This is a genomic window from Pseudomonas sp. No.21 (genome assembly GCF_054558415.1).
Genome location: NZ_BAAJNO010000004.1, coordinates 69,759 through 89,692, shown reverse-complemented (window position 1 = coordinate 89,692; position 19,934 = coordinate 69,759). Strand labels below are relative to the sequence as shown.

Annotated in this window: 10 protein-coding genes; 9 read left to right on the top strand and 1 reads right to left on the bottom strand. The window is 56.0% G+C overall.

Annotated features, from left to right (window positions below; all coding sequences use genetic code 11):
• Nucleotides 1-735: 735 nt before the first annotated feature.
• From ACYJSS_RS08940 to ACYJSS_RS08930, 3 genes are read left to right on the top strand one after another with little or no spacing between them, the layout of a single operon-like run.
• Nucleotides 736-1,008, top strand: coding sequence for a hypothetical protein (locus tag ACYJSS_RS08940; RefSeq protein ID WP_187806348.1), 273 nt, complete (start codon nt 736-738; stop codon nt 1,006-1,008).
• Between the two features lie 19 nt (nt 1,009-1,027).
• Nucleotides 1,028-4,063 (top strand): DUF726 domain-containing protein, encoded by a 3,036-nt coding sequence (locus ACYJSS_RS08935; protein ID WP_271658383.1) that lies wholly within the window; start codon nt 1,028-1,030, stop codon nt 4,061-4,063.
• Complete coding sequence (locus ACYJSS_RS08930; RefSeq protein WP_271658382.1) at nt 4,063-5,766, top strand: LeoA/HP0731 family dynamin-like GTPase; 1,704 nt, start codon at nt 4,063-4,065, stop codon at nt 5,764-5,766. Before ACYJSS_RS08935 ends, ACYJSS_RS08930 begins: the two co-directional genes overlap by 1 nt.
• Before the next feature lie 102 nt (nt 5,767-5,868).
• On the opposite strand, the gene ACYJSS_RS08925 is transcribed toward ACYJSS_RS08930, so the two are convergent.
• A complete protein-coding gene (locus ACYJSS_RS08925) occupies nt 5,869-7,281 on the bottom strand; it encodes a tyrosine-type recombinase/integrase (RefSeq protein ID WP_271658381.1) in 1,413 nt (470 codons plus the stop codon).
• A 486-nt stretch (nt 7,282-7,767) separates the two neighbouring features.
• Between ACYJSS_RS08925 and ACYJSS_RS08920 the strand changes: the two genes are divergently transcribed.
• The 6 genes from ACYJSS_RS08920 to ACYJSS_RS08895 all read left to right on the top strand — a co-directional run bounded on the left by ACYJSS_RS08920 (nt 7,768) and on the right by ACYJSS_RS08895 (nt 19,897).
• Nucleotides 7,768-11,361, top strand: a complete 3,594-nt coding sequence (locus ACYJSS_RS08920; RefSeq protein WP_236205649.1) for an AAA domain-containing protein — start codon at nt 7,768-7,770, stop codon at nt 11,359-11,361.
• Nucleotides 11,362-11,679: 318 nt separating this feature from the next.
• On the top strand, nt 11,680-12,525 hold the full coding sequence (locus ACYJSS_RS08915) for a hypothetical protein (RefSeq protein ID WP_236205648.1): 846 nt from the start codon (nt 11,680-11,682) through the stop codon (nt 12,523-12,525).
• A gap of 242 nt (nt 12,526-12,767) precedes the next feature.
• Complete coding sequence (locus ACYJSS_RS08910; RefSeq protein WP_236205647.1) at nt 12,768-14,711, top strand: class I SAM-dependent DNA methyltransferase; 1,944 nt, start codon at nt 12,768-12,770, stop codon at nt 14,709-14,711.
• 241 nt (nt 14,712-14,952) lie between these two features.
• Complete coding sequence (locus tag ACYJSS_RS08905) at nt 14,953-16,020, top strand: restriction endonuclease subunit S (RefSeq protein WP_236205646.1); 1,068 nt, start codon at nt 14,953-14,955, stop codon at nt 16,018-16,020.
• Nucleotides 16,017-18,578, top strand: coding sequence for an AAA family ATPase (locus tag ACYJSS_RS08900; RefSeq protein ID WP_236205645.1), 2,562 nt, complete (start codon nt 16,017-16,019; stop codon nt 18,576-18,578). The genes ACYJSS_RS08905 and ACYJSS_RS08900 overlap by 4 nt, the downstream gene beginning before the upstream one ends.
• Nucleotides 18,575-19,897, top strand: coding sequence for an McrC family protein (locus ACYJSS_RS08895; RefSeq protein ID WP_236205644.1), 1,323 nt, complete (start codon nt 18,575-18,577; stop codon nt 19,895-19,897). Before ACYJSS_RS08900 ends, ACYJSS_RS08895 begins: the two co-directional genes overlap by 4 nt.
• Nucleotides 19,898-19,934: the final 37 nt, after the last annotated feature.

Genomic DNA, 19,934 nt, shown 5'->3' with positions numbered 1-19,934 from the left:
AGACCGAGGTCCTGAGGGCGCGATTGGAGCAGTTTTTTCAGTGAGCGCCAGCGATAGAAGCCTGCCTGAACTTACCGCATTAGTAGCAAGCTACGCTGGCATCTCATGGGGCAAGTGATGTTGGTGCACCGTTTTGGGCTTGTCAGCTATGGCAATGAGCCACTAGGTGAGTTATGGTCGTCAAATTAATGGCGACATTCGATTGCCGTAATCCGCTTTTGAACAAGGACGTTTTGATGCGCCAAGCGAGGGACATGCTTTTTGGGCAGCTTGCACTGCTGCTCATGCCTCGGGAGTTGCAGCGCTGTGCCTCTGCCAGCTTGTATGGAAAACAGGGCGATGAAGGCCTTTCAGAGGTATGCGTACGCCGCAAGGCGGCCTGGAGACTCCGTCGCGCTCCATGGCTCTTCAGTGTAAAAGCCGTACCGCTGGAGCATTGCCCGCAACGGGCTCAACTGTGCGGTCTTGGATACATCCAAGGCTCTCGCGCTTTTTTTGACCAGCATCCATCCCAAGTCATTTCTGCCGCTGATTGCATGGCCCGTAATTCAATGGGAATCGCAGTTACCTACTCGGCATCGTGGGCGGCTGCTCAGATGTGTCCCAGCGTAGGAGTGATCCAGGAGACGTTTGTGAGGTGCACTTGGCCTGGCCAAAAAGCGGTCACCTGCTAGGGCCCACGAGATTCAGTATCAAGCCAATGGAGCGAGGACGTTGTATGGCTCGAGGTGATTTATGGGCGTTCTAGTGGGCGTGGTGGTGTTCTTTATTGTGTTGGCCGTGCTTGCCAGCCTGATCGAGCGGGGTGCCGCTTCGCGGATGTTGCGACCCTACATCGGTTTGCTGCTGATTGCTGCAGTGATTGCCGGCATGGGCGTGCTACTGGGCTTTTTGTCCCGTGACGTACAGGCGCTTTTCTTTGTGGTCGCCAAGGTTGTAGCGGTATTGGTGGGTGTGGCTCTTTGTCTGCACTTGATCATCGTGATCGCTAAGCGTTGGTTGTCGTAGTACTTAGGACGAGAGCTTCATGAGTAGACGATTTACCTTCAGTAGTCTGTCAGCTGAGCATTGTGGTTCCAATGAAGCGAACATCTTCATTCACGGTTACAGCGCCGGTCATACCGTTGAAGATCGCAATACGTTGTTGGCGAGCATTCCTGAATCCATTCGGAACCATACGAATATTTTCGCCTTCTGGCCGTCCAGCCATTTCAGCCGCTTCAACGGCAATTCAATACATGTGCTGAGCAATTCAACCCGAGCTCACTGGGGGCTGGGCGCAGCCGCACTGGTCGGTGATCGAACCCTTCACTTCCTCCGCATTCGCTCGAGGGCAGAGGAAATGGGTGAAATGCTGCTGGACCAGTTAAGCGAGCATTTACGCAGGTATCACTTGGGTGTCGACACCATTAATTTGATCGGCCACTCGCTCGGCGGGCGTCTGGTTATTAGCTGCCTTAAAAAGCTGTCAAAAGGACAGCGTCATCCTCTCGTTATCAATGACGTGTTGTTGATGGCGGCAGCAGCCACCGTTGAACCGGATACCGCGCAAAGCATGCGGGGTGTGGTTAAAGGTCGGTTGATCAACGCCTACTCTAAATCTGACTGGACGTTGTTCATGAATCCTGGAGAGGTTTGTCTGGGAAGGAACCCGGCTGAGCATTTCGAAAACATTAAGATCAAGGATTTTGGTCATGGCGATTACTGGAAAAAGCTGCCTCACGTTCTGACTCATGTGCGGTTCAAAACCCCCGCTCAAGAGCATGATGCCGAGGTTATGGAGGAGGTGTCCGTAGACCCTGATCCCGAGCTCTCGCCTGCACCACTACAGGAAGTAAACCTCATGTCACTCGAACTCAAAACGCCCGGCGATATTTACCAAAGAGTCAATGATGAACTGGAGCGTATTGTTCTTTCACTGAGTACTCAATCGACCGATCCCGCGTTGAACTTGGCACAGCAGGACGCCCGAGCGATGCTGGGCGAGCAGCAAGCTACGTTGACGGCGCAGCTCAAGGAGTTGCAAGAAAACGCCGAGTGGAAAACGTTCACCATTGCGGTGTATGGCGAAACCGGGGCTGGTAAGTCGACGTTAATTGAAACCTTGCGCATTCTGTTGCAAGAGCCGACCAAGGTGGCGCATCAACAGGCATTCCGTGAGTTGCAAGGCAAGTACCAACTCAGTGAAGCTAGCCTACAGCGTCTGCAACAGAGCATTGAGCAAGTCGACACTCAATTGGCTGCGTTGGCGCAGCAGCTCCACGCCACGACCGAGCACCATAATCGGCTGCACACCGAAGCACTTAATGCTGTAACTGGTTTGCGCTCGTTGATAGCTGAACGCAAGGAAACTGCCTCACTCTGGCAGAAGCTGATTCGCCTGTTCAAACCCATGCCCGAAGAGGCACAACTGATGCTTGCCGAACAGCATCTACCGCGAGTATCCGCTGCCCGTGATAGTGCCATCGAACTATTGAGCGACCAGCACAGTGTGGCAGAGCAAGCAAGACAGGACCTAGAGCAAGAACTGGCACAGCGCACGGAGGAAAGTGCTAGTCACCTGGCAACGCTGGAAACGCTGGGTGATGGCGAAATCATTGGCGATGGTCGTGCCGATTTCACTCGTAAAACTCAACGCTATGACATGAGACTGAACGGCCAGCCTTTTGCCTTGCTAGATGTGCCTGGCATTGAGGGCAATGAGGGGTTGGTGGTTAATCAGATCGAGAAAGCTGTGCAGATCGCTCATGCGGTGTTCTATGTCACCAACCAGGCGGCACCGCCGCAAACTGGCGACGCCCAACGCAAGGGCACCCTGGAAAAAATCAAAGAACATCTCGGTGCACAAACCGAGGTCTGGACGATCTTCAATAAGAAAATCACCAACCCCAAGCACTCGCTAACCGATCGTCCGTTAATTTCAGAAGACGAAGCTGTGAGTCTGGTAGGGCTGAACGAGAAAATGCGCGAGCAGCTTGGCGACCACTACCGCGACGTATTCTCGCTTTCTGCCTTGCCTGCGTTTTTGGCCTCAACCGATCACTTTGCCCCGAACTCGCAAAACGCCACTCGGCGTAACAAGATTCTTGCGGACTTCAATGCTGAAGAGCTGTTGGAAAAAACGCGTTTGCGTGCATTTTTGTACCTGCTCAATGCCAAGCTGCTTGATGGCTGTGACGCCAAGATCACCCGTGCCAACTTCCACAAGGCTAAGGATGCGCTGGACCAGACCGTCACAGCTCTGAAAGAGGTCAAGGGGAAGTTCAGCCAGCTATTGGAGAGCCTGCGCTTGGACGGCCAGAGTGCCCAGGTGCAATTGAAGGGCAGCTTTAAATCCCTGAAAAGACGCCTGGAGTCAGCTGGTGAAGCTGAGATAGATACATTTATCAGCGACGTGCGAAAAACGATGTATGAGCGCATCGACGCCGATATCGGTAACGATGAGTTCAAGCAAGCGTTCAGTGACACCATCGATGCTCAGCAGAAAAAATTAAGCAAGCGCCTGCCAGTCGCAATCAGTCAAGAAGTCGAGCGTTTCCAAAAGGAAGCCGAAGACATTCTTGCCCGATTCGAAGCGCAGGCCCGCGAGCTCACAGGTATCTACGCCAAGCTCGGTAAAACCAATCTTCAGAGCCAGTTTGATCTCAGAATCAAGATCGATAGTGGGATCAAGGTTGGCACCTTGCTGGTTGGTCTGGCAGGTACGATTGCCACGGCGATTTTTACCGGCGGCACTAGCTTGTTAGTGCTGGCACCGGCGCTTGCCGGACTTGTGCTGTCTGCCTACAAAGCCATACGAAGCGCTTTCAGCTCCGACTACAAGAAGTCACAGCAACGCGAAGCCATCGATAGCAATCTGCGCGAAGCCGCGGGCCAATTACGCACCTTGCTACACGACGGATTGAAAACCTCCTTGGCAGACATGGAGAAAAAAATCCGCGTGCTAGAGCAGGCCCTCGAAGACCCTATCAAGCAGACCACTGGCCTGGTGCAGCTGCTGGGGCAGTCGACTGATCAGCTAAACATCCTTTCCCGCCAAATCGACAACGCAGGCACTCTGTAATGGAAAACACCCTCGACTCATTCAAGGCCCAGCAAGCACGCTCGGTAGAATTGCTCGGCAAGCTGCTCAAGTTCCTCGATCAAGGTGAAGCTGCCGGCGTACTCGTTGACCCTGCTTTGAAGGGAAAACTACAAACAGCTATCGAGAGCGTGGCCGGCGAAAAGCTCAAAGTGGCGCTAATCGGCGGTTTCTCTGAAGGCAAGACTTCTATTGCTGCGGCATGGATGGAAAAGCTGGATAAGTCCAGCATGAAAATCAGCCACCAGGAATCTTCCAATGAGGTAAAGGTCTACGAAGTGGGCGATGACTTCGTACTGATCGATACCCCCGGGCTATTTGGCTTCAAAGAGCAGGTGAACGCTGAAACCAACGCCATCGAAAAGTACAAAGACATCACCAAGAAATACGTAAGCGAAGCCCATTTGGTGCTCTACGTAATGAACTCCACCAACCCGATCAAAGAGAGCCATCAGGACGATCTGGTATGGCTGTTCCGTACCTTGGATCTGCTGCCCCGCACGGTTTTCGTACTCAGTCGGTTCGATGAAGTGGCCGACGTCGAGGATGAACAGGACTACCAGAGCAACCTAGCAGTGAAGCGGGCGAACGTTATTGGTCGTTTGCGTGAGTTAGTGGGGCTGGACGACGCAGAGGTTGACCAGCTGTCTATTGTGGCGGTGGCGGCTAATCCGTTTGATCTGGGGTTTGATCATTGGTTGGCCAATATCGGTCAATTCAAGGCGTTGTCTCATATCGCCAACCTGCAGACGGCGACTACCAGCAAAATCCAAAGCAATGGTGGCAGCATCGCGCTGGCCGGCGAAATGCACCGCAGCGTGATTCGTGATGTCTTGAACAAGCAGCTGCCGGTTGCGATCGAAAATGACCAGAAAATCTCACAGGAAGTGACCAAGCTCCGAGAGCTGAAGCGGCGTTCGGAAGATCAGTTGGAAAAGACTGGGGTGGAGATTGAAGCGGTTCGTAGAGGCTTGAGCACCTTCGTAGAGCGCTATTTCTCTGATCTGATCAGGCAGGCCAAGGGCTGCAGCTTGGAGACGTTCGATGATTTTTTTGAGCGGGAAGTCGGTGCCGAAGGCATCGTGCTGGCCACTCGGTTACAGAACGAGTTCAGCCGTCAAACCGAGTCCGTCAGACTTGATATGGCGAAGATGCAGCTCGGCTTTGATACCGAGATCAATCATTTCAACACTACTGTCAGAGCGTTCGGCAAGCAGGGGGTGAACCACCTGCTTAAGGGGAATGTGATCAACAACACCACCGTTTTGGCTGCGCGGGACACCATAGTCAGCGCTGGAAAAATGGTGGGTATGGAGCTGGGGTCACTGCTGAAATTCAAGCCTTGGGGAGCTGTGAAATTCGCCAAAGGCGCCAACGGCGCGCTGGCCGCTCTCGGTATTGCTATCGAGGTATGGGACAGCTGGGAGCAATACAAGCGTGAAGAGGCGTTCAGGGGCTCTATTGCGAAGATGGTTGAAAACTTCGAGCAGCAGCGTAAGGAGCTACTTGGCCTGATCAGCTCCGAACAGTTCAGGGAGCAGTTCTTCGGCAAGTATCTTGAGCTGAAAAGCAGCGTCGCTGTGCTTGAGGAAAGCTTGAGAGACAGCCATGAACGTCAGCAACGCTTTCAGGCATGGCGTGTTGAGGCAGAGGCAATCGACGCGGAATTCAAGTCCGTAAATTGAGAGCCAGTTTCTGGTTGGCGTGTATCAGGAGGAGCTGCTGGATAGTCGGCTCCTCCATGTTGCTCTAGCGGGCATCTCATAGATGAGGTCCTAAGTGACCGATCAAGTAATGCTGCTTGTGGCTAGTGCCGATGGGCCTGTGATGCACTGTTCCAGCCTTTCCCCCAGAATCCGCCAAGCCTCGGTTTTCTCTTTCGCATAGTCGTGATGCAGGTAGTGCCTGCGCACTTTGGAACCGCCGAGTAAGTGGTTCTGGCAGCGGTCAATGATCTCCAGAGTGACTCCGAGTTCCTGCATCATCGTTGCACCGGTACGGCGCAGGTCATGCGGAGTCCACTCACCCTTGGTGCCCTTGCTCAGCACCAGTGAGTCGTCATGATGGCGGCCCGCTAAGGGCTTGCTGCGTTTTTTGAAGCGGCACTGCCGATCGCCGATCAGCTTGCTGACCGTCTTGGTATCGACGTGGCTATCGCCATTCTTGCTGGGGAAGCAGAACGGCGTATTGCCGGTTTCTTTCTGCAGGCGTTTGAACTGCTCGATGGAAAACGCTGACAGGAACACATGGTGATCCTGGCGCTTTCCTTTATGACCTTTGGTGGCTTCGGCAGGTATGAACCAGGTGCCTTTATCTAAGTCCACGTACCGCCACTCAGACTTGAGCAATTCTCCAATACGGCACAGGGTGCTTAGGCAGATCCATAGGGCACATTGGACACGCGTATTGACTGGCCGAATGCCTGAATACTTTTGGCCGGCGGGTAGGGTTTCGTAGTCTTTCTCCAGGCGCTCGAGGATGTCATGCAGCTCGCGAATCTCGTCAGGTGAGAGCAGTCGGTCCCGTTGTTCTTCGTAGTCGTGATCGAGCAGCTTGTTGACGTCTATTAGGTCGGCTGGGTTGCCGTCCGTCATTAGGCCTCGCCATGGTTTGCGTTTCTCGGCCCAGCGCAGCATCTGGCCAATGTCGTTGTTGCGGATCACGACGGTGCGGTTCAGGCCGCGTGCTTTGACTGAGCGCAGGACGGCGAGCAGGTCTTTCTCGGTGAGGTTGCGTAGCGGCTTCTTGCCAATGAGCGGCAGCACGTCCTTGGTGAAGCTGCGGCGCAGTTCGGCGTTGCCATCCTGGCGTGAGACACCATCGCGTAGCCACTCATCAAACAGGTCTGCAACCGTCTTGTTTTCCGCTGCCTGGCGTTCAGCTTCGGCAATGGTTGCTGCGACAGCGGCTTGGGCTTCTATCTTGGCAGCCTTGCGGGCTGCAGTGGGGTTGATGCCTTTGGCGGCTGTCGCTTTCACCTCATCGCGTTCAGCGCGAATCTGCGCCAGCGACTTCTTTGGCCAGCTGCCCAGGCTTTGGTCACGCTTCAATCCATCCTGCTTGAACTCGTAACGGAACTGCACCGTCACGCCACGCAAACCTGAGCGGACTTTGGCGACCAGGCCACCGTCTTCGCGAAGGATCTTGCCGTCATCGGCGGCGGTGAGCGCTTCCAGTTGCTTGGCTGTCAGTTTGGCCATGTTCTACCCCTTGCATAATTCCGTCGCCTGGATTTTTACCCCACTTTTACCCCACCGAATCGCTTGGCTGTCGGTGGGGGCTGGTGGATCGTGATGGACGCAAATATAGCCTGTATGCCCCGTATTTACTAGGTTTTAGGCGTTCTAATAGCGTCCATGGACTTCCATGGAAATCCACCTAATAAGCGCATGGGGTGCAAGGGGTCGAGTGTTCGAATCACTCCGTCCCGACCATATTTAGAGAAAGGCCCAAGTCGAGAGACCTGGGCCTTTTTCGTTTTCGGCGTTCTGTATCTTTTTTGCTTTCGGAGTGCTTCATAAGGTGAGGCCGGTCCTGCCAGTCGTTGCTCTGGCATACCCATTAGCCCCGAATTAGAGCTGACTCACTGCTTTGAGCCAGCTGAGTAGTGCCTGATAGGCGTATACCGCTAGTTGGACGCTGTCATAAAATCCCGAGCGAAATTTGCTCAGGATCGGATGAGGTCAATGCAAGGCAAGCAGCAATACATGGAGGTATTGGAGGGGTGGCGTGCTTTTGTAGAAGCGGCCGGCTTAGCCAAGAGTCGTATTCGTGATGCCGATATACACGAGCATCAGCAGATCAAGCTTAGTAGGCGAAGCCTGCAGGAAGACGACTCGGGGTTTCATCTTGCTCTTCCCGATGCGCAGGCAACCAGCCTGATAGAGCGCTACACATCTCTGGACGAGCAAGGGCGAGCACGTGCGGAGTCGCTGCAACTCGGCTTCCCCCTATTGCGTATCGTCGAGGGGCAGAAGACATCTTTCGTTCCGCTGTTCCGCTACTCATTACCGGATACTTGGCATAGCGCGATGCCGCTGGAGCTAACCGTTCCAGTCAAACAAGGCTCTGAAGTTTCACCAAACGTCGATGCTTTCCGCCTCTACCTGGATATCGACATACAGGAGCTGGGCGCTGAGCGGCACATGATGAGCATCGCCGCGGCCTGCATAGATGACTCACACGAAAGCTTTGGAGCACTGTTTGAGGCTTTTTTGCGTTGGGTCAAGCAACGTTTGGCCGATCACAACCGCTCGGCCAATAGTACTGGGGCTGAGCTGGAAACAGCCTTTACGGCGATTATCTCTCCGGAAGTGAACACTGACTTCAACACCAAAGAGCAGCTCAGGGATTACAAAGTTCTTCTCCAGCGCTCTGAGCTTCAGGCGCCTTTGCTTCAGCGCTACATCGAACATCGTTCTGGTGCAGTTGCCACGTCTTCTTTGGCTGCCCGTACACCCTATGGACTGTTCGAGCGCCAGCATCCACTAGGGCGCGGGCAAATGATCGCGCTGACCCAGATCTCCGCTGGGGCCGAATTGTTGGCTGTACAGGGCGCTCCGGGTACCGGCAAGACGACTCTCTTCAAGTCCCTTATCGCCAGCCAGATTGTGGAGCGAGCGCTGGCATGCATCGCCGGAAAAGATCGCAACCTGGGTTTAGTGGTCACATCCACAGCGAAGAAAGCTGTAGAAAACGTTATCGACGACCTGCGCAAGGACTCCTGCTTACAAGACGTCAACTGGCTTTATTTCCAAGGTGGAGATAGCGAGCAGATAAGCAATGAGTCTAAGCGCGTAAGTGCATTGCTACGGCAGTTGGATGGTCAGGTTCACGACCAGGACAAACAAAATGAGCTCGCTGCGCAAATCATCGTAAAGCAGCAGCTGATCGATGATTCCTCATCCCGTTTCGAAGCCCTACGAAAAGCGATCGAAGACTTAAAAGCGCCAATGAAGGGTGTGGCTCCTGAAGAGTTCGTTAAACAAACCGATCTTCTAAGGAGCAATGCGCTGCAAATGAGCATGAGGCTCGGCCTTTGCTCTCAACAGGGGCGGCCCGAAAGCGTCGCTTGGTTGCGAGAGGCATGCGTGGGAGTGCTCAAGAACTTTGCCGCCCAACGGGCGCAACACATACAAGCCAAAGAGCGTTTGTCCCGCAACTACAGCAAATTGCTCGACGCACCTTTCGCTCTGGAAAGCTATCGCGAGTGGTTAGGCTGTGCGCTTAGCGAAAGCCTCGAACATCATTTCTCTGACCATCCAACCCGTGGCTTTAGCTTGCTATGGGCGACATGGTTCAAGGGGAAATACACCAAAGCCCGGCAGCACTTGCAGAAATCCTACTCTGCCGAGTTCTCGAAATATGGCCTCGCCAGTCTCGACCATCTGCAATTGGCCAAGCTCGCACAGAATCGCAAGGAGCTATTCGCTACTGGCAACGCAGAAGCATTGCTGGAGGCTGCAAAGCCGGATGCTCTCGATACCCATAGGGAAGGGGAGTTAGCGCAGCTGTCCAAGGATGTGGATGAACTTGAGCGTCGTACAGGTAACTGGCAGCGCTACGCAGCAGCAGAGCGTGCGTTAAAGGATGAGTTCCCCGAAGGGGATTGGCTCGAAGTCTTGCGCAAGCGATTCATAGCCGAGCAACGTGCGCTGTTCGAATGCGCAATCGACTACCTCTGGCAGGAGTTGCTTCGGCAGAAGGCGTTGTTGCAACAAGTGCTGCCGCTATGGAGCGACATGCTAAAAGGCGAGAAGAACAGCGGCTTCTACGCCTGGAAAGACAAGCTTGAAGAGTTCTACCGCCTCCTTACTTTGGCCTATCCGGTGATGGCCTCGACGCTGGCATCGGTGCATAAGTTAGCCGGCTACAAGCTGGATGCTCTGAATGGACTCACACCCTATCAGCTGAGTTTGGTGGATGAGGCCGGCATGATTTCGGCGGAATCCCTGGTGCCGCTGCTGGCTCGCAGCCAGAGGGCGATAGTGGTTGGAGACCCTCTACAGATCGAGCCCATACGTTCATTGGATGCAACCACCGCAGAGAAGCTAAAAGACAAGTACTTCGCAAGCAACACGCTTTACGAAGCTGTATCGCCGATGTTGGTCACCGGCTATCACCGCGCGGCCGGCACCTTGAGCGGAAGCATTGCCGATATAGGCAATGGCATCGTTCTGGATGAGCACAGGCGCTGCCAACTGCCCATTGCTGCGCTCTTCATGAGTATTGCCGAGTACTCGGGCGTGCAGGTCTGTACTGCCGCTCCCGATGCAAACATTCAGGCAGCTTGCAACAACATGGGGGGCTTCAACCTGATGTTCTACGGTGTGCAGGGGCGTCGGGGGGCGCTACGTAATACCAACATTGACGAAGTTGAAGCCATCGGGCTGCTATTGGACAAGCTGGAGGCTGCCGGATACGACCTCACCCAGGATGTGGGCATCATCACGCCTTACTCCAATCAGAAGAACCTGCTGATCAAGGCCTATGGCGAGCGTCTCAAACAGCGCGCAGCGCTCAAGATCGGTTCGGTTCACCAATTCCAGGGTGTTGGATTCGAAGTCATCATCTACTCCCCAGTGATTTTCCAACGCACTGATCCAGATGCATTCCAGAACAGCAAACCCAATCTTCTGAACGTTGCGGTATCACGTGCCAAGCAACAGTTCATCGTGGTCGGCAATCAAAACCGCCTTCTGAGTGCTGGCAAATCTTTGGGGAGGATGGCGGAGGTTTGTTCGGAGTCGTTCTTCGTCAATATGGAGCACCAGAGTCCTCTCTTCGAAAAGGTCTGCACCGACACCGCTAAACACTATTTGGATTGCGAACACATCGCTGCGTTTGAGGCGTTGGTCAGTTCCAGCCAGCGCTCCTTTACGGCAGTCGTCCCGTGGATTCGCCAGAGCTCTAATCCCAATCATCCCCCGTTGAAGATGTTGCGAGCAGCACAGGAGCGTGGTGTAGCGGTCAAGGTCTACTACGGCTATGAGGAGGCAGGGAAGGCTGATGCGGATGACGGTGATCCTGGGCTGATCCTGGCTTATCGACGTCATCTAGGCTCTGAGAATGTTATCCGCCTGCCTGAGGGCACTCACGAGAAGATTCTTCTGGTAGACGATCAAGTGATAACGGTTGGGAGCTGGAACTGGCTCTCGCACAGCTACTACCGCTATTGCTCGATGCCGAGTCAGGAGCGCCTGGCATTGCGTAGGGAAACCACAGTGGAGTTACGCGATCCCAAGCTGATTGCGGAGCTCAAAGCGCGCATTACCCAATAGCCCAGCGAGACTCCAGACGCTCCCCAAGAGAACAATCATGCCTGCAGGCAATGCTACGCCCACGTCCACATCATCACTCTTCATCGGTTGGGCCGTTGGCGGCTGGAGCTGCAATAAATAGCATGCCAGCTGTAACACCCTATTCGTGCTTGATACCCAGCGCCAACTCACCTGCTCGAAAACTTTACCTGTACGTGTAAACACTGTGGATGTGTCTATTCTGACTACATATTCTTGTCTGCGAGCAAGTGCCAGCTATCTGTCTTCCAAGGCCTGAATTGGTGTTTGCGTTTCTGTCCGGTGGGCATTGGAGGTTGAATGCAATCCGTCACTTATCGAGTGGATCAGAGTCATGTGGCTCTGTACCAGTATTTGCAGGATGTCGAGAAGTACGCAGGGAACATTGAGTGCATCGATTGTGAGGCGCGGGCTTGGTACGTCAGAGGTTCGATAAGCGGTGGGCGAGAGCGCTCGGCTTGTTTCGCCGCACACCACACGGAGGAGTGTGAAATCCGCACTGTCGTGCTGGTGGTGGATGATCCGGATGTTGCACCGGATGAAGGAATGGATACTGCGCGCATCGTCGTCGATCTCGACAAGCGCAAGGCCCAAGACATCATGGTCGCTGAGCCTAAGGATCGCCAGCCAACGGATACGCCATGGGGAGCGATCCAGAAGAGATATGCCAACGCTGCTGATTACCCAATCAACAAATCGCTTCGGCAGATTCTGTCATGCCTGATCAAGAACCCGAACTATCCCGAGGACGACGCCACGATCCGTATTGTTTGTGATGGTGGGCGTATCGCCTTGGAGGGCGAGGTTCGCCGGCTGCTCTCGTACCAGACCCAGTTAGCGGGGATTGAGTCTGGGGTTGTACGGCTTTACTGGGGGCTGATTACCAACGTCAATCGCAAAGACGGCAACACTTGGCTCAATTGCGGTGACTATCGTACCGAACCAAGTCTGTTGATTCGCGATGATGAGTTGGAAGAGGAAATGCTCAAAGCTTTCCGACTCAAAAGCTTGGGTGACCTGGAGGGGGCCTACTTCATCGCGATGGGGTGGCTATCCGGGTCCGGAACCAAACCGATCATTAACTTCGGATTTGCGAAATACATTGCCTTCGTGAAGTACCGCGTGAGGGATGAAGGGGATGTGTGAGCGAGCGTGAGCTGATTGGGCCGGCCTATTCGCAATAGATGTCTTTACCCCTACCTGAACAGTGGATAAGGTGACGCACATCGCAAATGGCAGGTCGCGGTATCCCAGGGATGGCCCTCCAGACGTGCTTTGGCATTCGCTGCTTGGCGCTCAGCTTCCCTCCGGTTTTCTGTTGTTTCGTTGCCACCCTTATTTGAGTTGGGCTGGCCCGCTTTGCTGCGGGCGGCTGTGGAGTGTTGTGTATGAGTGAGTTGGAGCAGGCCCTGCTGGCCTTAGTGCCGGTTGATGGCTCGAGCATTGGCAATCAGTCGCTGCTGGAGCGCCTCAAAGGGCAATTCCCACAGCTGAGCGAAGACGCCTTCTGGGTAGTGCGCGATGGGCTGATTGAGCAGGGTGTGCTGCAAAAGGGCCGTGGTCGTGGCGGCTCGGTGCTGCGTGCGCAGGCTGCAGGCGGCAGCCTGGCCGATCAGGCGCTGAACAAAGCGCGTGAACGCTTTGAGCCGACAGCTGCGGCAGAGGTGTCTGCCGATTATTTGGTTGAAGCCGCGGCAGCGGTGAAAAAGGGCAGGGCGGCCAAGGTGCAGCAAGCCACCAGCATCGAAGCCATGGAGAAAACCCTCTGGGCCACCGCCGACAAGCTGCGCGCCAATATGGACGCCGCCGAGTACAAGCACATCGTGCTCGGGCTGATCTTCCTCAAGTACATCTCCGACAGCTTCGCCGGTCGCCGCGCCGAGTTGGAGCGCAAGCTCACCGACCAAAATGACGACTACTACTTGGGCGAAGACGACCCAGAGGCGCTCAACGCCGAGCTGGAAGACCGCGACTACTACCGCGAGGTCAACGTCTTCTGGGTGCCGGAAGTGGCGCGCTGGGAGTCGATTCGCGCCGCCGCCAAACAGGTGGATATCGGCAAGCGCATCGACGAGGCCCTGGCTGCCATCGAGGCGGAAAACCCCAAGCTGAAGAACATCCTCGACAAGCGCTACGCCCGCGCCCAGTTGCCGGACGGCAAGTTGGGTGAGCTGGTGGATCTGATCTCCACCGTCGGCTTCGGCGACGACGCTGGCAAGGCGCGCGACCTGCTCGGCCAAGTCTACGAATACTTCCTCGGCCAGTTCGCCAGCGCCGAAGGCAAACGCGGCGGGCAGTTCTACACGCCGGCCAGCATCGTAAAAACCCTGGTGGCGGTACTTAATCCGCATCATGGCAAGGTGTACGACCCCTGCTGCGGCTCGGGTGGAATGTTCGTGCAGTCGGAGAAGTTCATCGAAGCCCACGGCGGCAAACTGGGCGATGTGTCCATTTACGGTCAGGAAGCCAACCCTACCACCTGGCGCCTGGCAGCGATGAACCTGGCCATTCGTGGCATCGACTTCAACCTGGGCAAAGAGCCGGCGGATACCTTTATCCGCAACCAGCACAGCGATCTGCGTGCCGACTTCGTCCTGGCCAACCCGCCGTTCAATATCAGTGACTGGTGGCACGGCAGCTTGGAAGGTGACCCGCGCTGGGTCTATGGCACTCCGCCACAGGGCAACGCCAACTACGCCTGGTTGCAGCACATGCTTTACCACCTCAAACCCAACGGTCGCGCTGGTATCGTGCTGGCCAACGGTTCGATGAGCTCCAGCCAGAACAGCGAAGGCGACATTCGCCAAGCCATGGTCGAGGCCGACGTGGTGGAAGTGATGGTCGCTCTGCCCGGCCAGCTGTTCTTCAACACTCAGATTCCCGCCTGCCTGTGGTTCCTCGCCAAGGACAAGTGCCATGCCCTGAGCACGGGCGGCATCGACCGCAGCGGTCAGGTGCTGTTTATCGATGCGCGCAAGCTGGGCACCAGCGTCAGCCGTGTGCAGATCGAGCTCACCGGGACTGACATCGAGCGCATTGCCAGCACCGTGGCGGCCTGGCGTGGCGAAGCGCTGGATGAAGGCGGGCAGGTTGGTGAGTACGCCGATGTTCCCGGTTTCTGCCGCAGCGTAATTCTCGCGGAGATCGCCGAGCACGGCCATGTGCTGACGCCGGGCCGCTATGTCGGTGCTGAAGAGGTGGAAGACGACGACGAAGCCTTTGCTGAGAAGATGCAGCGGCTGACCCAGCAGCTGGGTGAGCAGATGCATAAGGGGATGGAGCTCGATCAGTTGATCCGGCAGAAGCTGGGGGGGCTGGGGTATGAGTTCTGAGTGGGCATCTTTTACTGACCTGCTATCAGCGATAGTCGATAATAGGGGGCGGACCTGTCCAGTTGGGGATGCTGGATTGCCATTGATTGCTACAAATTGTATCGACTCTAGCACTCTCTATCCACGATACGAGACAACTCGCTATGTGTCAGATGAGACTTATAGAACCTGGTTTCGCGGGCATCCGAAGCCGGGTGACATTCTCTTCGTGTGTAAGGGGAGTCCAGGCAGAACTAACTGGGTGCCAGACCCAGTAGATTTCTGTATTGCTCAGGATATGGTTGCTGTCCGGGCAGACCCGAAAAAGATTTACCCAAAGTATCTATTTGCAGTGTTGCGATCCTCGGTGGTGCAGTCTCAGATCGACAACATGCATGTAGGGACAATGATTCCGCATTTTAAAAAAGGCGATTTTGGGAAGCTAAGGATTCCAGTTCTAAGGTTGGATGCTCAGCGGATGATAGGGGATTTCTACTTCACTGTATCTGAGCGCATCACCCTGCTACGCGAAACCAACGCCACCCTGGAAGCTATCGCTCAGGCGCTGTTCAAATCCTGGTTCGTCGATTTCGACCCCGTGCGCGCCAAGGGCGAAGGCCGCCAGCCGGAAGGCATGGACGCTACCACCGCCGCTCTGTTCCCCGACAGCTTCGAAGAGTCCGAACTGGGCTTGGTGCCGAAGGGGTGGTCGGTAATGCCCATCGGTGAGGCTGTTGAGTGTGTCGGCGGTGGTACGCCAGATACGAAAAACGAAGCTTACTGGCAACCAGAAGAGTTTTCGTGGTCATCGCCGAAAGACCTTTCAGGCTTGCAATCACCGGTACTGCTATCGACCGAGCGCAAATTATCCGCTCAGGGTTTGGCAAAGGTGAGTTCCGGCTTGCTTCCGTGCGGAACACTACTGATGTCTTCTAGGGCCCCAATCGGCTATCTGGCTATCGCGAAAACCCCGCTGGCAGTGAATCAGGGGTATATCGCCATGTTGCCAGGGGGCAGGTTGCCACCGTTGTACTTGCTGTTCTGGTGCAGGGAGAAAATGGAAGTCATCAAAGGGCGAGCCAACGGTTCAACCTTCATGGAGATCAGCAAAAAAGCCTTTCGGCCAATTCCTGCTTTGGTGCCATCCGCTGCGGTGTTGGAGGCATTCGCAGATATTGCTGATCCACTGTTTGAGCGTTTGGTCAAAAATGAACGCCAGGCCCAAACCCTCACCCAACTCCGCGACACTCTCGTACCCCGCCTGATCTCTGGCCAGCTGCGCCTGCCGGAGGCGCAGGCTCTGCTGAACGATAGGGATATTGCCCAATGAACGAGCCCATTGCCGAGCGCGAAGCGCTGTGGTCGCAGTTTCTCGAACGCTGGCCGCTGGAAAGCCTGCATCAGATGACCCTTGAGCAGTACAACCTTGCCGGCTCGGACGACCACTTTTGCCGCTGGCTGGAGAAACATACTGAGTCTTTGGGCTCGATTTGGGGTGGGTCATCCTTTAAGTTCGGCGTGTTTTCCCGGCTGGACAAGAAGGAAAAGAGCAATCCCCATCGTGTGTTCACCGACGAGCACGCCTGGCTGAAGAAGTACGGCAGCAGCGCAGAGCAGGCCTTTTCCGCAGTGCGCCAGCACATCGTTACTGTGGCTGAGGCGGCACACGCGGGTGATCTGGAGACAATCGAGCAGGTCGATCTCGGGCCGGTGGTGAAATGGAAGATCGCCTTCCTTTATCAAAATCGGCAAGACCCTAGCATCCTCTGTGTTTTCGCAGCCCGTGACCTGTGCGCGGCGGTGGGCCGTAAGGCCAGCCACAATGAGCAGCTGGCGCCTTTGCAGCGTCAGTTGATGGCCCAGCGGCAGGGGCAGAATCTTTTTGCCTACTCCGACCAGGTGTGGGCGCAGGCGCAAGAATGGCATCGCAAGCACAGCCTGACCGAGCAGGCGCTGGATTTTTTCAGTGCCGACCCTGAGCGGTTCACCGAGATCAATGTCACCAAGAAAATGGCTGGCTTTCGCCTGAGCAATGACCGCGAACTGGCCTTACTGCGCGAAAACGGAAAGCTGAGCCTGTTCGTTGCGCCTGGTAACTGGCAGCAGGCCATTGCGGGGCTGGACTGCGAACCATACTCACCCCAAGACACACGCCACAGCGGTCTTGCTTCCTGTGCGCCGGCACTGGCTGTGGGCAACCCGGCTCTGTCCATCAAGCTCGCCGATATGGCGGCGCTGGAAGCTTTCTGTTTGGCCTATGAGACCGACTCCATGGATGAGGTAACTGCAGTGCGATCACTAACTCCAGGTGGTGAGCGGCAGGTAGCACCGTTCAATCAGATCCTGTACGGCCCGCCGGGCACCGGCAAGACCTACGGAACAATCGACGCGGCGCTGGAAGTTCTCGCGCCGCAACTCCTTTCGCTGCCGCGTGAGCAGCGCAAGCGGCATTTCGATGAGTTCGTTGCCCAGAAGCGCATTCGCTTCGTCACCTTCCACCAGAGCTTCAGCTACGAGGATTTCGTCGAGGGGCTGAGGGCTTTGCCTCCGAACAGCGAGGGTAACCCTGGTGGAGCGCTGGCTTACGATGTGGCCAAGGGGGTGTTTGTCCAGCTGTGTTTGGATGCCAGCGGCGACCCGGTGCTGGAGCAGAAGCTGGGGCTGAAGAAGGATCCGACCATCTGGAAGATTTCCATCGAGGAGGCTAGCAGCGACGGGCGCACCCGACGCTACTGCTTCCAGCATGGTGAAGCCCGTATCGGCTGGCACAAGGTGGGTGATATTCGCCAAGCCGATCTGGCCGATCCTTCGCTCAAGCTTGGCAGCAATGACCAGAGCTCACTGGCCAGCTTCGGGAATGAGATCGAAGAGGGTGATGTGCTGGTCTGCCTGGGTACTCGCAAGAGTATCTGTGCGGTGGGGGTGGTTACCGGCGAGTATGAGTACAACCCCGAGGTGCCGGAGGGGGTGCGCAAGGATTATGTGCATCGTCTGCCGGTCAACTGGCTGCTGACCGATATTGACTTCGACATCACCGAGCTCAATGGCGGTCGTGGCCTGACGCTGAAAACCGTGTACCCCATGAGCCGCATCAGTTGGCCTGAATTGCAGCAGGGGTTACAGCAGACCGGTCTCAGCCTGGTGGGCGAAGCTAAGCGGCCCATGGTTGGGCCGAAGTTGCCGCATGTGCTGATCATCGACGAGATCAACCGCGGCAACATCTCGCGCATTTTCGGTGAGCTGATCACTCTGATCGAGCCGTCCAAGCGCGCCGGGGCCTCAGAGGCGCTTGAGGCAGTATTGCCATACTCGAAGCGGCATTTCAGCGTGCCGGACAATGTCTACCTGATCGGTACCATGAACACTGCCGACCGCTCACTGGCCGGGCTGGATATTGCCCTGCGTCGTCGCTTCGTATTCCGCGAGATGCCGCCGCGGCCGGAGTTGCTGGATGCTGTAGAAGTGCAGGGGCTGAACATCGGCAAGCTGCTGCGGGTGATGAACCAGCGTATCGAGGTGCTGCTAGATCGGGATCATTGCCTGGGGCATGCCTATTTCATGTCGCTCAAGAGTGGAGACACGTTGCAGCAGTTGGAGGTGATTTTCCGCAATCAGATACTGCCGCTGCTGCAGGAGTATTTCTTCGAGGATTGGCAGCGTATCCAGTGGGTGCTTAATGACCACCGTAAGCCTGCGGCTGACCGCTTCGTGGAGCAGGGCAAGCAGGATGTGGATGCTTTGTTTGGCAACATTAGCGTGCCGGCACAAGGAGGTGTATGGCGAATCAATGATGCTGCGTTCCAGCGAGTTTCTGCGTATGAGGGCGTCATCGCGGTGAATACCAAGGTCGAGGTTCCCGCAGAAGCGCTAGAGGAGGCGAGTGCTTGAGCGCAGTCGTCACGGTTCGTGAATACGCCCGCCTGACCACGGCGGCGGTTGCGCCCGGCAACCTCGACTGTGCGCAGATTTCCGAAAGCGCCTTCGACTGGCTCAGTGAGCTGAGCGCCAGCTTCAAGCGCAATGGCGCCACGCTGCTGCAGGTGGAGGGGCGGCGCGCGCTGAAGTGGGATTCCTACGTGGGCGTATTGGAAACGCCCTGTGGCACGCGCTTGGAGATTCTGCCCAAACATCATGAGCAGGGCGATTGGCGGGTCAAGGGCCGCCTGTTGCTGCGTAATTTGATTCAAAGTGCCTTGCAGCTCAAGCCGCGCGAGGCTTCGCTCGCCAGCCTTGAGCTCTTCGATGCGCCGCTCAGCGAGTGGGTAATGGGGCAGTTTCTGGCTGAGCTGGATGTGCTGGTGAAGCGTGGCGTGCGCTTCGACTACCAGCGTATCGAGGAGGAACAGCGTTTTCTCCGTGGGCAGCTCAACGTGGTGGCGCAGATACGTCAGCCGCCGGGGCGCCAGCATCACTTCCAGATTCGTCACGATGTGTTTCTGCCGGACCGTGCCGAGAACCGTTTGCTCAAGCTGGCGTTGGAGCAGGTCGCAAAGAGCACGCAGGATGCCGCCAACTGGCGTCTGGCCTGCGAGCTCAGGGCGATGCTGGCCGAGGTGCCGTCCAGCAAGCAGGTGAGCCAGGATCTGCGCGCCTGGAGCCGCGACCGGCTGATGGCGCATTACCAGGCGATCAAGCCCTGGTGCGAGCTGATCCTCAACCAGCAGATGCCGATTGCCGTGAGTGGTGAGTGGCGCGGGATGAGCTTGCTGTTTCCGATGGAAAAGCTGTTCGAGTGCTATGTGGAGGGCTGGCTGCGGCAACGCTTGCTGCACGGTGCGAAACTGACCTCACAAGCCAGCCGGCACCACCTGTGCGGGCATGACAGCGGAAAGATGTTCTGCCTGAAACCGGACTTGCTGATCGACACGCCGGAGCAGCGTTGGATTCTTGATACCAAGTGGAAGCGCATCGATGCCGGTAAACCTGAGAAGAACTACGACCTGAGTCAGAGTGATTTCTATCAGCTGTTTGCCTATGGGCATAAATACCGAAGAGGCGACGAGGTGCCGAGGCTGGTACTGATTTATCCGTATTGGTCTGGTCTTCAGAAAGCGCTGCCGATGTTTGATTACGGCAAGGGCATGCAGTTATGGGTGTTGCCCTTCGAGCTAGATAGCGACCATCTGCGGGACGCTGAGTCCGTTGGAGTCCCTGTGCGACAGGAACGTGAGGTCGTTGCGGAGCGCAGTGAGTTAATGGCTGTTTGAATCACCTGATTTAAGAAAAAGGCCCGCAGAGGCCGCT